A 14369-nucleotide genomic window follows, 5' to 3' on the forward strand; every position below is an offset into this window, starting at 1 on the left:
AAAAAGTGAATGGCTTTGTTTGATTTTCTGGAGAAGGAGCGCACCATCGCTGGTGCTGGCTTCAATCGTTGGCTGGTGCCGCCTGCAGCGCTGGCAATCCACCTGTGTATCGGTATGGCCTATGGCTTCTCCGTGTTCTGGCTGCCGCTGTCGAAAGCGCTGGGGATCAAGGAAGCGCTGGCTTGCCCGGCTGATATCGGCATCCTGGAGCGCATTCTGTCGTCCAGCTGCGACTGGCAGATTTCCATGCTGGGCTGGATGTACACCATGTTCTTCGTTTTCCTCGGCCTGGCCGCATGGCTGTTCGGCGGCTGGCTGGAACACGCCGGTCCGCGCAAGGCGGGTGTGGTATCGGCTGTCTGCTGGTGTGGTGGCCTGGTGATTTCCGCGCTGGGCGTGTATCACCACCAGATCTGGCTGATGTGGCTGGGCTCCGGCGTGATCGGCGGCATCGGCCTGGGGCTGGGCTATATTTCGCCCGTGTCCACGCTGATCAAATGGTTCCCGGACCGCCGCGGCATGGCGACCGGCATGGCCATCATGGGCTTCGGTGGTGGTGCCATGATCGGCGCGCCACTGGCCGACAAGCTGATGAAATACTTCGCCACCCCGGACGCAGTGGGCGTGTGGCAGACCTTCCTGGTCATGGCCGCCATCTACTTCGTGTTCATGATGGCCGGCGCGCTGTCCTACCGCGTGCCGCCGAGCGGCTGGAAACCGGCCGGCTGGACGCCGCCTGCGACCAACGCCAACGCGATGATCACCACCCGCCACGTGCACGCCAGCAAAGTCTGGGGCATTCCGCAATTCTGGCTGGTATGGTGGGTGCTGTGCCTGAACGTGACAGCCGGCATCGGCATCCTGGGCATGGCCTCGCCGCTGCTGCAGGAAATCTTCGGCGGCCAGCTGCTGGGTGTGACCGCCACCTTCAACGAGCTGGACACCGCGCAGAAAGCGCAGATCGCCGCGATTGCCGCCGGCTTCACCGGCCTGCTGTCGCTGTTCAACATCGGCGGCCGCTTCGTCTGGGCCTCGTGCTCGGACTTCCTGGGCCGCAAGGTCACCTACGGTATTTTCTTCCTGCTGGGCCTGGCGCTGTACGCGTCGATTCCAGGCATGGCGCATGGCGGCCACCTGGCGCTGTTCGTGGGCTTCTTCTGCATCATCCTGTCGATGTACGGCGGCGGCTTTGCCACTGTGCCGGCCTATCTGGCCGACCTGTTCGGCACGCAGATGGTGGGCGCGATCCACGGCCGTCTGCTGACCGCCTGGGCGGCCGCTGGCGTGTTTGGCCCGATGCTGGTCAACTATGTACGCGAGTACCAGATCGCCAACGGCGTGCCGAAGGCGCAGGCCTACGACATCACCATGTACGTGCTGGCCGGCCTGCTGGTGGTGGGCCTGATCTGCAACCTGCTGGTGCGTCCGGTGGCCGACAAGCACTTCATGAGCGACGCCGAACTGGCTGCCGAGAAGAAGCTGGCGCACGAGCGTGACGTTGCCGCCTCCAGTGGCACGGTGGGTGCTGGCAATGCGCCGGATAGCGTCACCAGCCCGGTCGCAGTGGCCTTTGGCTGGCTGGCAGTCGGAATTCCGTTGGCGTTAGGCATCGCTATCACGGTTCAGAAAGCCGCAGTCCTGTTCAAATAAAACTATCGTTTTGCAAGCCGCACTACGCTCGTGGTGCGGCTTTTCCCTCTGTAATTCCTCCCGCCGCAGCTCCCCGTCGATAATGCCATATGGTTTTTTAGCAACAGCCTACAAAATTTTTGTAGGAAAAGTGGCCTGACCAAATTACTGTACTGGTTGTGCCACTTTGTATTTGGTACTACCACTTAAAAGATGATCGTAGCATCGGTCGCATAAAACGACAGGAGACAGAAATGAATACAGCACGTCAAACACGTGTGCGGCGGCTCGCCTTGGCCAGTGCAGTAGCAAGCGCTATGTTGCAAATCGCTGCCGAAGCCCAGGCCCAGGCACAAACCACCCCAGCAGCGGAACCGGTCACATCGATCGTGGTGACCGGCTCGCTGATCCGCCGCGTCGCCGACGAGGGCGCTACCCCGCTGAGCATCACCAAGTCCACCGACCTGGAATCGCGCGGCAATACCGAACTCAAGGACTTCGTGCTGGAACAGCCTCAGTCGCTGTCGCTGGGCACCAACTCCGGCGCCGCCGGTCCGGTGACCAACCTGCGCGGCCTTGGCCCGATGCGTACCCTGACGCTGCTGAACGGCCGCCGCCTGGCCAACGAGCCGCTGCAGGATCAATACGTGTCCGTCAACGTGATTCCGCGCATGGCGCTGGACCGCGTGGAGACGCTGAGCGGCGGCGCTGCGTCGATCTACGGCGCGGACGCCATCGGCGGTGTGCAGAACTACCTGACCAAGCGTAACTACAGCGGCGCGGCGGTCAAGGCCGAATATGCGACGCCGGAAATGAGCGGCGGCGGCCGCACCAAGAGCTTTGGCCTGATCGCCGGCTGGGGCAACCTGAATTCCGACGGCTGGAATATTTATGTCGCCGCCGACCACCAGGAAAAGGGCGCGCTGTTCCAGAACGACCGCCCCGACCAGCACGATCCTGAAACCCTGCGCCAGCTGGGCCTGGGCATCACGCCTGACGCGCGCAATGCTTCGCCGTTCGCCAACTTCGGCTTCACCCGCGCGGCCAACACCAACTACAACCCGGCCTTTGCTACCGGTTGCGGCGCACCTTACGCCACGCCGACGCTGGGCAATAACAGCACCGCTGCCACGCCGGTCTACTCGCCAGGCTGCGCGCGCAATCCGCTGTTCTGGAACGCGATTACCGACGGTAGCCGCATCACCACCATGTCGAGCCGCGCCAGCCTGAATCTGGACGGTGGCCACCGCATCGACCTGGATCTGCTGCACTCGGAATTCACCGTGCAGAAGTATCGCGGCATGCAGGTGCCGGGCGCGAACAACCCGTTCACCACCTATTCGCTGGCTTCGACCAGCCGCTTCTATCCGGGTAAAGGCATCACACCGGCAGTGCAGGTGGTGGGCAGCAATACCGGCGCCAACACGCCGACCATGTTCATCGATCCGTCCAAGACTCCGGGCGCCGTATCGAATCTGAACATGAACAACCGCACCATCTACTTCCAGTGGGGACCTGCGGAGCTGGGCCCTGCGTATCGTAACGACCGTCAGACCAACGACCGCCTGGTGCTGTCGGCTGAAGGCTCGGTGCTGGGCTGGGATTATCGCGCGGGCTTCAACTATGGCCGTTCCGAGCGTGACACCGCCGCCGGCGCCGGCTATGTGCTGTACTCGAAAATCCAGGCGGGCTTCGACCAGGGCATCCTGAATCCGTTCGGCCTGCAGGACGCGGCCGGCGCGGAATACCTCAGCAAAGCACAGGCGCTGGACTATACCTACCGCCTGAACAAAGCCTACAACCAGAGCGCCGATCTGACCGTCTCCAAAGGCCTGTGGCCACTGGGCGGCGGCGACCTGACGGTGGCGCTGTCGGCAGAAGTGCGCAAGGACTCAGCCAAGGTCGGCGGCGTACCGCTCGACTACGTGCTGAAGAAAGCTGACGGCAGCTACAACATCGACGCTTCGGGCAACGTGGTGCAGACCGACCTGGTAGGCGAAACCCCTTCCGGCGTGGCCAAGAAACTGGAACGCAAGATCGCTTCGCTGACGATGGAAGTCGAAGCGCCGCTGACCGACAAGTTCCTGCTGAACGGCGCAGTGCGTGCTGACCGCTACGACGATCTGAAAACCACCACCGTCAATCCGAAACTGGCAGCCCGCTGGCAGCCTGCTCAGCCGCTGGTACTGCGCGCCTCGGTGTCGACCGGTTTCCGCGCACCGTCGATCATGGACATCCAGAATCCGACGCCGGAAGTACGTACCCAGATGATGGACGATCCGGTTCTGTGCCCGAGCTCGCAGCCGACCGTTCCAGCTACCGGTACGCCAAGGGCAGGCTACACCTTTGACCAGGTGTGTAATGTGAACACCGCCTACTGGACCAAGTCGCCGAACAACAGCTTCCTGAAACCGGAAAAATCGCGCGGCTTCTCGTATGGCTTCGCGCTGGAACCGTTCAAGGATCTGACCCTGACCGTCGACTACTGGGGCCTGCGCCTGAACGACGTGCTGGGCGCGACCTCGATCGCCGAGATCCAGCAGAATCCGGCCAAGTACGAGTCGTTCATTCTGCGTAAAGCGGATGGCACCATTGACCACATCATCGCCAGCCAGTCCAATCGCGGCAAGGCGCGCATCCGTGGCGCCGACGTGTCGGCTGCTTACCGCTTCCCACGCGCCAGCTTCGGTAACTTCGACGTGAAACTGGACGGCACCTGGTATCAGAAGAACGAGTTCCAGGGCGAGAAGGATGGCGTATGGCTGCAAAACGTCGGCGTGATCACCAACGATGGCCGTTATGGCAGCGCCGGTCCTAACGCCGGTCTGGCAGGCATGCCGCAGATTAACCCGCGCTGGAAGCACACGGCGTCGGTCAACTACAGTTTCGGCGACTGGCGCGCGACCCTGTCGCAACGCTATAACACCGGCCTGACCGATCTGACGCCACGCGCCGGTTCGACCATGACCAAGGTTGATTCGTACAGCCAGTACAACCTGAACATGCGCTACCTCGGCATCAAGAACACCACCATTTCGCTGGGTGTGAACAATATCACGCAGGAATGGCCGCCGATTACCGCCAACACCATCTACAACGGCTATATCACCAGTATGGCTGACATGATGGGCCGTACTTACCGCCTGTCGGTCGAGTACAAGTTCTAAGCACTGCTATTCAGCGATGCCGCACCCTGCGCGAAATGCGCATGGTGCGGCATTTTTTTTGTCCTTGGATTATCATGCTCAGCTTGTCGCAGGAGATGAATCATGAACCATCCAACCAACGCGCAGCCTGAGTCGCTGCATATTGTTTGTCCGCATTGCGATGCGGTGAATCGCGTGCCGTCCGCCAGGCTGGCGGCGCAGCCGGTGTGCGGGAAATGCCAGAAGGCGCTGTTTACCGGTGCGCCGGTGGACCTGAGCAGCGCGCGCTTCCTCAAGCATATCGAGCGTAGCGATATTCCGGTGCTGGTGGACTTCTGGGCGCCGTGGTGCGGACCCTGCCGGACCATGGCGCCATTTTATGCGCAGGCCACGCAGCGGCTGGAGCCGCAGTTCCGCGTAGTGAAGGTGGATACCGAACAGGCGCAGGATCTGGCGGCGCGCTATGCGATCCGCAGCATTCCGACCCTGGTCTTGTTCAAGGGCGGGCGTGAAGTGGCGCGCCAGCCGGGCGCGATGGATGCGCAGAATATCATCGCCTGGGCGACGCAGAACAACCGTTAATCGTCTTCGGCGGCGCGCTCCAGCCATTTGCCGATGCCTTCCAGTGTGCGGAAGTCGCTCACTGAGCGGGTGTTGATGTGCGGGTGGCGCTGTTGCAGCATGCGCGATAGGGCGCTGCCCGGACCCAGTTCCAGCGCGACGGTGATGCCGGCTTCGGCTGAGGCGTCCATGCAGGCGAGCCAGCGGATTTTCTCCGCCAGTTGGCGCGATAGCGTTGCGACAGCGCGTGGCTGGTCGCGTACAGCTGTTGCGTCGATGCCGGCCAGGACTGGCGCTTGCAGCGGCTGGAATGGCGTCGCATCGAGCGCCTGGGAAAATGGTGCGACGGCGGCTTGCATGAAGGGCGTGTGCGACGCCACTTCGACCGGCAGGCGGCGGCTGCGCGCGCCGGCGGCCTCTATCGCCTGTTGCAATGAATCGGCTTGCGCGGCGCTTCCGCCAACGATGCAGGTGTCTTCGCCGGTTTCTATGCTGATGTGGTAGCCGTGCTGTTGAGCGAGCTTGCTGGCGCTAGAGAGCATCAGGCCGGTGATGGTCAGCAGCGCCTGGCCCGGTGCTGCGCGCCGGCAGTCGTCCATCAGTTGCGCGCGATGTGTTGCCAGCGTTATCGCCTGTTCCGGCGCGATCGCGCCTGCGACGCCGTAGGCTGACAGTTCGCCGATGCTGTAGCCGGCCACCAGTGCCGGTAGCGGGGCGATATCGCGGATGGCTTCCCACATGCAGAGCGTTGCGGTGACGATCAACGGCTGGGCGATGCGGTTGGCGTATAGGTCGCCATCGTGCGGCTGGCTGGCCAGTAGCCGGTCGGCGAGGGCGCTGGCGCCGGCGTGTGTGCGGGCCAGGTTGAACATATCGGGATGCTGGTCGCCCTGGCCGGGGCATAGCAGCAACAGGTGTGCACGGCTCATTTGCCGTCCAGCGCCGACAGGGATTGCACCAGGCAGCAAGCCGCCAGTAAATCTGCCGCGCCGCCGGGTGAAAGGCGGTGCAGCATAAAGACGCGGTGGCTATGCAGCGCGGCCTCGCGCCAGCCGGCGTTGGCGGTGCCGCCTTGTGCCAGGAAGCCCTCAGCATGCTCGCGCACGATCTGCGCACCTTGCGGTCCGGCGCGGTGATAGACGTTGCTGTCGCTGATGTGGGCCATCAGCGCATACAGCGTATCGACGCGCTCCTCAGTGACGGTGGCGCCGCGTGTCCGCGCGCGCAGCAGCGCGGGAATGCCGATCTCAAATACAGACGGTAGCCCCAGCGCGCCTTCCTCTCGCGCGCCACTCACCGCATATTGCGCCGCCACACGGAGGCCATTGCTTGGGCCCGTAGCACCCGCGCTTGCGGCGTGTTGTGCGAGTTCCTCGCCCCAGCGTATCAGCATGATGGCGCGCAGGCCGGATGGCGCTAGCGGCGTGCCTTGCGCGCGGGCGCGGCCGGCGGAGGCGCATAGCATGCCGAGGCTGAAGATCGCGCCGCGATGCGTGTTGATACCTTGGGTGGCGTTCAGCATGGCCGCTTCCGCTGCGATACCCAGTTTTTTGAGCTGCGCAAACGGCGCGTCATTCCATCCTGCCACACAGATTTTCCTGAAATAGTGGCGCAGCGCGAACATGCTGCGCATGAACGTGCCGGCATCCATATCGTCATGGCTGCCGTTGTCGACTGGCGACACCAGTCCTGGTTTGGGATACAGGCATAGCTCTGCATGCAGGCTGCGCACCGCCAGCCGCGCAACCTCACGCGCAAACGCCTTGCGCGCAGCGTGACCCGGACGCGGCAGGGCGGCGACGCTGGGCCTACTGTGGCCAGTGGCGCTGCTGCTGAAGACGGCCGCGCGCATCAATGAGCCTCCAGCGTCGCCAGCAGCGACGCGGTATGGGCCAAGTGCACTGACCTCAATTCTTTCACCATCACTTTTGCCGGATGCGCCATCGCGATCCTCCACTCTTTCCACGATACCGCCGCGCCGCCAGGGAAGACAATCTCGCCATCCAGCGGCAAATGCTGTGCGTGGCGGGCAAGCGTGACGATGCCATCTTCCAGCTGCTGGCGGTTTGCAGGCTTGAACAGCAAATCAATATCTGATGACGGCGACACATAGCGCTGCTCAGTCAAGGTCTGCATCGCCAGTGAACCAAACACGCGCAGATCCGGCGCCTCATCGCACAAGGCGGCCAGCGCATCGCACCATACACCGGAAGCCGGCAGCGCCGAGCGCAGAGGGATCGCATCCGACGCGCGGGCAATGTGCGAGACGTGAACGCGCAACGCAATGCGCACCTTGACGCCGGCGGTGTCTGGCGGTAGCGGCAAGCCGAGGCACACTTCGCTGTCCGTGGCCTCCGCGTCCAACCGGCGCGCCACCACAGGCCAATCCTGCTGGCGCCATTGTGCCAGCGCCGCAGTATGCTGCGGATTCGCAGCCATGGCCGTCTGCCAGCCGTCGGCAGTCAGCCAGGCCAGCGCATGGCGTTCAAGCACGCTGGACATGGCTGCCGGTAAGCACCGCATCAATCACCGGCTGCGCCAGACGGCGGCCGCCACGCTGCAAGCCCAGCGCACTGCGTTGATCGCCAGTGGTTTGCTGCGCCAGCGCCGCGCGCAAATGCGCCGCAAGATCGCCGCTCCAGATCGACTCCAGGCCACCCATGCGCAAATAGTTTTCTGGTCCCGGCGCAAACACCGGATTGCTTTGCGCTAGCTCGGTCAAGCGCTCTTCCGGCACTTTGGTAATGCGCGCCATTGCTGGCAAACCCATCACGCGAATGGTTGCATCGGGCAAGGCGTAGCAGGCGTCCGCCATCAAGCCGCTGGTGATAAAACCGCCCGACAGCGCCTGGTCATACACCAGGCCGATAATCTTGTGCCCCTTGCGCCGCGCCAGGTCCACGCATTTTCCGAGGTGCGCCATATAGCTATTGATGCCCAGCATCTCATCACGGTGGCGCAGACGCTGGCCTTGTGTATCGATCAACATGAGAATAGGCCGGCCGGGGAAGTCGCGCACCGTGCGCAAAATCGCCTGCGCTTGCGCCAGCGCGATCTCCACACCAATCGGCGTGTGGCCAGTGGTGCCGATGACCGCCACGTCCTGGCCATCGACTTTCGCACCGCCGCTCAGGAATTCATTCTGTTCAACGATGGAATGACCTTCCGGGAACAGCGTATCCGCCAGTTTTTTCCAATCCATCTCAGACTCCCTTGCGTTGCGAAGCCGCCGCGATAAAGCTGTCCACGTCCAGCATCGGAATATTGTCCGCATCCGGCACCTGCATGGCGCTCCAGATGTCGACCGGATCGCGCAGCGCGCCATACTGTTGCAGGCGCACTTGCAGCATTTTCTGTTCGGCCTCCAGCGCCTCCAGCGTCAGCCCCGCATCTTGGCCGGCGAACGACGCCAACGCCTCCTTGGCCGCCTGGCGGAAGGCCGCAACATCATCGGCGACGATGCGCTGGCAATCGCCCAGCAGGTAACGATGCTTGCCGCCCGAGGTGCGCCACACCAGTGCGCGGTCGCGCGAATCAAATTCTTCCACGCCGTTGGCGGTTTCGATCACTTCCGGGCCGGACATCGCCAGCCGGCCTTCCTCCGACATGACCACCACGTTGGCGCAGCGGGTCACAATGCCCATGCCGCCGAACGCGCCATTCGATCCACCCACCAGCGCAATCACCGGCACGCCAGCGTCGCGCGCGTCCAGCAGGGCGCGCATCACTTCCGATACGGCGATCAGGCCGGCATTGGCTTCGTGCAGCCGCACGCCGCCTGATTCCACTAACAGCACCACGGCCGCCACTTTATCTGCGACTGCCTTGCGCAGCAGGCCAACCAGCTTGGCGCCATGCACCTCGCCAACCGCGCCGCCCATGAAAGCGCCTTCCTGCGCCGCCACGTAAACCGGCACGCCGCCCAACTGCGCGCTGCCGACTGCCACGCCATCGTCAAACGCCACCGGGGCGTTCAATTGCGGCAGGTGAGGGCTGGTGACGCGTTCAGACGGTGGCAGGAATTCCTTGAAGCTACCGGTGTCGAATAGCTGTTGCAGGCGCTCGCGCGCGGTCGCTTCCTGATAACTGATCGGGCGGCTCATCGGGTTTCTCCCAGCATGGTTTCCACTGCCTGGTCCAGCCGCAGACTGACCACGGCCGGCGTGGCGCCCATGTCGTTGATCGAAATGCGGGTGTCGGCCAGCTGCCAGCGCGTGTTGAAGTCGCTGATTACCGCCTGCCAGATCGGCCCGAAGCCGACAGCGGCCGTGGTGATCTCGACGCTGCACGCGCCATTCAGATCGGCGGGTTCGATCAGCACTTCCAGATTGCCCGAACCGACCACGCCCACTACCTCCGGCGATGCAGACAGGCGACGGATGCCTTGTTCAAAACGATAATTGAGAGTTTCCATCGTAGTGCTCCTTACCAGTTGCGGAAACGCTTGGGCGGATTGTACAAACCGCCCGATGCGCGCACCAGGTCTTTCATATTACGCGCCGCCAGCAGGTCGCGCGTGGCCAGCCGCTTGTCGATGCCCAGATCCTCGGCGCGCGTGATCACGCCACGGTCGCGCAGATTTTCCACTGCACGCTTGTCGCGCGACAGGCCCACCGGTGTATAACCCGCCACGCCGCGGATGGCCTGTTCACGTTCCTCGTCGGTGCGGCACAGCAGCAGGTTGGCAATGCCTTCTTCGGTCAGGATGTGGGTCACATCATCACCGTAGATCATTACCGGCGGAATGGCCATCTTCGCTTGTTCCATCAGTTCCCACGCATCCAGCTTGTCGACAAAAGCCGGCTGCATGTGTTCGCGGAAGGTTTCCACCATCTGCACCACAAGCTTCTGGCCGCGCGGAATGGTGTTGCGGCCCGCGCGCGCCTGCTCACCGGCCTTCAGCCACGCCGGGCTGGCGTGACGCCGGCCGCGCGCATCCGCGCCCATATTGGAAGCGCCGCCGAAGCCGGAGATACGGCCCGCCGTCGCGGTGGAGGAATTGCCCTGCAAATCGATCTGCAAGGTCGAGCCGATGAACATATCGCAGGCATAGTGTCCGGCCGCCTGGCACATGGCGCGGTTGCTGCGCATACTGCCGTCCGGGCCAATCGCAAACACATCCGGCCGCGCATGGATGTAATCCTCCATGCCCAGCTCCGAGCCGAATGAATGGATGGAGGTGACGAAGCCTGCTTCAATCGCCGGTATCAGCGCCGGGTGCGGATTCAGCGCCCAGTGCTTACCGATCTTACCGCGCAAGCCCAGCGACTCGGCATAGGTCGGCAGCAGCAGTTCAATAGCAGCGGTATCGAAGCCGATGCCGTGGTTCAGCCGCTGCACCCCGTACTCGGCGTAGATGCCCTTGATAGCCATCATCGCCATCAGCACCTGGATCTCCGAAATCTGCGCCGGGTCGCGGGTGAACAGCGGCTCGATGTAGTAAGGACGCGGCGACTGCACCACAAAGTCTACCCAGTCGCCAGGCACGTCGACGCGCGGCACCTGGTCCACCAGCTTGTTGACCTGGACGATGACGATGCCTTGCTTGAACGCCGTCGCTTCAACAATGGCCGGCGTGTCCTCGGTGTTCGGGCCGGTGTACAGATTGCCGTGCCGGTCGGCCGCTTCCGCCGCGATCAGGCAGACGCGCGGCGGCAGGTCGATGAAGTAGCGGCTGAACAGTTCCAGATAGGTGTGGATGGCGCCGATATTCAGCTTGCCGGCCGAAGCCAGCCGCGCCACCCGCGCCGCCTGAGGGCCGGAGAAGGAAAAATCCAGCCGCGAGGCGACGCCCCGCTCGAAGACATCCAGATGTTCCGGCAATGCCAGTACCGACTGCAGCATATGCAAGTCGTTGACGCGTGCCGGATCGAGGTTGGCCAGCGCATGGCCGAGGAAATCGGCCTGCTTCTGGTTATTGCCTTCGAGGCAGACGCGGTCGCCGCATTCGACGACCGCATGCAGCAGATCGGCGATGCGCGCGGCCGGCAGGCTTTTGCCGTCCAGCTGATTGCCCAATGCGGTACGGGCGCGCTGCAATCGCGCATCGCGATTTTGCTGCAAGGTGTTCCAGGACATTTTATTTTGCTCCCATAATCATGTCAGGCAGGCCGGTTGCAATCGACGGGAAGAGGCATAGCAGCAGCACTGCAACCACCATCAGCAACAGGAAGGGGAACACGCCCCAGATCACATCCTTTAAAGGAATGTCCGGCGCGATGTTCTTGATGACGAATATGTTTAGCCCCACCGGCGGGTGGATCAGCCCCATCTCCATCACCACCGTCATGACGATGCCGAACCAGATCAGGTCAAAACCGGCTTCGCGCAGCGGCGGCAGGATGATGGGTGCGGTCATCAGGATGATCGAGACTGGCGGCAGGAAGAAGCCGAAGACCACCACCATCAATAGTATCACCGCCAGCAGCACCCATTTTGACAGGTGCAGTTCCACTACCCACGCAGCGGCTGATTGGCTGATGTGCAGATAACTCATCACATAGGAATACAGCAGCGACATGCCGATAATCAGCAGCAGCATGGTCGATTCCTTGATCGACGAGCCGAGGATGGGCGACAGGTCCTTGGGCTTCCACACGCCGTAGATCACTGCCAGCAGTGCCAGCGCCAGCAGCGCTCCCAGGCCGGCGGTTTCGGACGGCGTGGCGAAGCCACCGTACAGCGCCACCATCACGCCGATCAGCAGTACGATGAAAGGCAGCACGCGCGGCAGCATTTCCACTTTTTCACGCAGCGTGAAATGCTCGTCTTCCAGATAGGCCGATTTTTCGCCGCCTTTCTGGTAGATATCCAGCGCCAGGCGGTATTCCTTGCGGGCGCGGTAGACGGCGTAGCCGGCAAACAGCACCACCAGCAGGATGCCAGGCCCGATACCGGCCAGGAACAACCGTCCCAGCGACTGCTCGGCCGCCACCGCGTACAGGATCATGGTGATCGACGGCGGCAGCAGAATGCCCAGTGTGCCGCCGGCCGCGATGATACCGGCCGCGAAGCCAGGCGAGTAGCCGCGCTTGCGCATTTCCGGAATGCCGGCCGAACCGATTGCCGAGCAGGTGGCAGGCGAGGAGCCAGCCATTGCCGCGAACAGGGCACAGGCAAACACGTTGGCGATACCCAGGCCGCCGGGGATCTTGTGCATCCACGTATGAATCGCGGAGTACAGGTCGCGCCCGGCCGGCGATTTGCCGATGGCCGCCCCCTTCAGGATAAACAGCGGTATCGACAGCAGCGTGATCGACGCCATTTCTTCGTAGACGTTTTGCGTCACTGTATCTAGCGACGAAGCTGGCATGAAGAAGTACATAAAGCCGGTGGCGACGATACCCAGCGCGAAGGCAATCGGCATCCCGGAGAACATCACCACCAGCGTGACGGCGCCGTACAGCGCGCCTAAAGTCAGTTCACTCATGCGGAAGGCTCCGATTTGTTGGTGAGGCGGGCGAGCGTTTGCAGCAGCAGTTGCAGCGTGAGCAGCGTCATGCCGGCAGCCATCATGGAGTAGGGTATCCACAGCGGCGGCGCAAAAGTGGAGGAGGTAGTCTGGCCGTCGACCCAGGCTTCGTGGAACAGCATCCACGATTTCCAGGTGAAGAAGGCGCAAAACAGCGTTGATGCCAGGTCTACCACGAACAGCCGCACCGCATTCACGCGGCGCGGCAGCAGGCCGGCGATGGCTTCAATGCCGATATGGCCGCGATGGTACTGGACGAAGGCAGTGGTGAAGAAGGTCACGCCAACCAGCATGAACACCGAGGCTTCATCCTGCCAGTCAGTGGGCGCGTGGAAGAAATAACGCGACACCACCGAATACGTCAGCACGATGGCGGTCAGCACCAGCGCCATCATTGACAGCACCATCAAGCCGCGATTCAGCTTGTCCAGCGCCGCCGTTAGCGCCGCGATGATGGCGTTGTCCGGCGGCGCCGGCCCGCGCGGCGGTGCGAGATCTACGCCGTGGCTCACAGCGTTTTCTCCGCCAGTTTAAGCAGGTTGGCGCAGCTGGCGTTCTTTTCGCCGTAGTCCTTCCATGCGGTGGCACGGGCGATGGTCTGCCATTTTTTCAGCGATGCCGCGCTCATGTCGGCCACTTTGGCGCCGGCCTTCTGATAGACCACGGCGACTTGCTGGTCGTCTTCCTTCGAGGATTTGAGCGCAAACGTTTCCAGCTCGGCGCCGACCGCGAGGATCAGTTGCTGCTGGTCCTTCGGCAGCTTGTCGAAGATGGCGCGCGACATCATCAGTGGTTCCAGCATGAACCAGTAGGAGCCGGTGCGGCCGGTGACCAGCGCCTTCGATACCTCTTCAAGGCGGAATGAGATCAGCGAGGTGGACGAGGTCAGCGCCGCTTCCATGGCGCCGGTCTGCATGGCGGCATAGATTTCATTGGACGGCAGCGTGACCACGGCGGCGCCGGCGGCCTTCAGCATCATGTCCATTTCACGCGAGCCGCCACGGATTTTCATGCCCTTGGCGTCGTCCGGATCGAGTACCGGCTTGGTGCGCGAAGCCATGCCGCCAGCCTGCCAGATCCAGCTGACCATGACGATGCCCTTGTCGTACAGGATGCGCGACAGTTCCTTGCCGACTTCGGCGTTCTTCCAGCCGTAGGCTTGGTCGTAGGAGGTGACCAGGCCGGGCATCAGGCCGATATTCACTTCCGGGACTTCGCCGCCGGCGTACGACAGCGGCACCAGCGACAGATCCAGCGCGCCCTTGCGCATGGCGGAGAACTGGGCGTTGGTCTTCATCAGCGACGAGCCGGGATAGACCGCGAATTTCAACGCGCCTTTCGAGCGCTTTTCCACTTCCGCCGAAAACATGCGCGTCAGGCGGTCACGGAAGTCGCCTTCAGTGAGGGTGCCGCCAGGGAATTGATGGGAAATCTTGAGCGAGGTTTGGGCCCAAGCAGTTTGCTGCAACAACAACGGGCTAGCGGCGATCGCTGCTAGTACGGACCGGCGGGTGATGGCACTCATACGTCCTCCAAGGGTTGATGTACGGAAACATTATCAT

General features: G+C 62.7%; 13 protein-coding genes. 3 read left to right on the forward strand and 10 right to left on the reverse strand.

Annotation, left to right across the window (positions count from 1 at the left end):
• The first annotated feature begins 9 nt into the window (after positions 1 to 9).
• The 3 genes from KW842_RS18325 to trxC all read left to right on the forward strand — a co-directional run bounded on the left by KW842_RS18325 (position 10) and on the right by trxC (position 5357).
• Entirely contained in the window at positions 10 to 1650 is a 1641-nt protein-coding gene (locus KW842_RS18325) for an OFA family MFS transporter (RefSeq protein WP_218305537.1), read from the forward strand.
• Positions 1651 to 1946: 296 nt separating this feature from the next.
• Positions 1947 to 4796 (forward strand): TonB-dependent receptor domain-containing protein, encoded by a 2850-nt coding sequence (locus KW842_RS18330; RefSeq protein ID WP_218305538.1) that lies wholly within the window; start codon positions 1947 to 1949, stop codon positions 4794 to 4796.
• A 102-nt stretch (positions 4797 to 4898) separates the two neighbouring features.
• Positions 4899 to 5357, forward strand: coding sequence for a thioredoxin TrxC (trxC, locus tag KW842_RS18335; protein ID WP_218305539.1), 459 nt, complete (start codon positions 4899 to 4901; stop codon positions 5355 to 5357).
• On the opposite strand, the gene KW842_RS18340 is transcribed toward trxC, so the two are convergent.
• The 10 genes from KW842_RS18340 to dctP are packed head-to-tail and all read right to left on the reverse strand — an operon-like array spanning position 5354 to position 14332.
• On the reverse strand, positions 5354 to 6265 hold the full coding sequence (locus KW842_RS18340) for an acyltransferase domain-containing protein (RefSeq protein WP_218305540.1): 912 nt from the start codon (positions 6263 to 6265) through the stop codon (positions 5354 to 5356). The genes trxC and KW842_RS18340 overlap by 4 nt on opposite strands.
• Positions 6262 to 7188: a triphosphoribosyl-dephospho-CoA synthase MdcB gene (gene mdcB / locus KW842_RS18345; protein ID WP_218305541.1), complete on the reverse strand. Its 927-nt coding sequence runs from the start codon at positions 7186 to 7188 to the stop codon at positions 6262 to 6264. Before mdcB ends, KW842_RS18340 begins: the two co-directional genes overlap by 4 nt.
• Positions 7188 to 7838, reverse strand: coding sequence for a malonate decarboxylase holo-[acyl-carrier-protein] synthase (mdcG, locus tag KW842_RS18350; RefSeq protein WP_218305542.1), 651 nt, complete (start codon positions 7836 to 7838; stop codon positions 7188 to 7190). Before mdcG ends, mdcB begins: the two co-directional genes overlap by 1 nt.
• Positions 7822 to 8538, reverse strand: coding sequence for a biotin-independent malonate decarboxylase subunit gamma (mdcE, locus tag KW842_RS18355; protein ID WP_218305543.1), 717 nt, complete (start codon positions 8536 to 8538; stop codon positions 7822 to 7824). Before mdcE ends, mdcG begins: the two co-directional genes overlap by 17 nt.
• A 1-nt stretch (position 8539) precedes the next feature.
• Entirely contained in the window at positions 8540 to 9439 is a 900-nt protein-coding gene (locus KW842_RS18360; protein WP_218305544.1) for a biotin-independent malonate decarboxylase subunit beta, read from the reverse strand.
• Positions 9436 to 9750, reverse strand: a complete 315-nt coding sequence (gene mdcC / locus KW842_RS18365; RefSeq protein ID WP_218305545.1) for a malonate decarboxylase acyl carrier protein — start codon at positions 9748 to 9750, stop codon at positions 9436 to 9438. The genes KW842_RS18360 and mdcC overlap by 4 nt, the downstream gene beginning before the upstream one ends.
• Before the next feature lie 11 nt (positions 9751 to 9761).
• Positions 9762 to 11414 carry a malonate decarboxylase subunit alpha gene (gene mdcA, locus KW842_RS18370; protein ID WP_218305546.1) on the reverse strand — a complete coding sequence of 551 codons (1653 nt, stop codon included), beginning with the start codon at positions 11412 to 11414 and terminating at the stop codon, positions 9762 to 9764.
• A 1-nt stretch (position 11415) separates the two neighbouring features.
• The gene (locus tag KW842_RS18375; RefSeq protein ID WP_218305547.1) at positions 11416 to 12765 is read right to left on the reverse strand and encodes a TRAP transporter large permease; all 1350 of its coding nucleotides are present in this window, start codon (positions 12763 to 12765) and stop codon (positions 11416 to 11418) included.
• The gene (locus KW842_RS18380) at positions 12762 to 13319 is read right to left on the reverse strand and encodes a TRAP transporter small permease (RefSeq protein ID WP_218305548.1); all 558 of its coding nucleotides are present in this window, start codon (positions 13317 to 13319) and stop codon (positions 12762 to 12764) included. Before KW842_RS18380 ends, KW842_RS18375 begins: the two co-directional genes overlap by 4 nt.
• The gene (dctP, locus tag KW842_RS18385; protein WP_218305549.1) at positions 13316 to 14332 is read right to left on the reverse strand and encodes a TRAP transporter substrate-binding protein DctP; all 1017 of its coding nucleotides are present in this window, start codon (positions 14330 to 14332) and stop codon (positions 13316 to 13318) included. Before dctP ends, KW842_RS18380 begins: the two co-directional genes overlap by 4 nt.
• Positions 14333 to 14369 lie beyond the last annotated feature (37 nt).

This window comes from Duganella sp. sic0402 (assembly GCF_019219065.1).
In the GTDB taxonomy this organism is placed as follows: domain Bacteria; phylum Pseudomonadota; class Gammaproteobacteria; order Burkholderiales; family Burkholderiaceae_D; genus Rugamonas.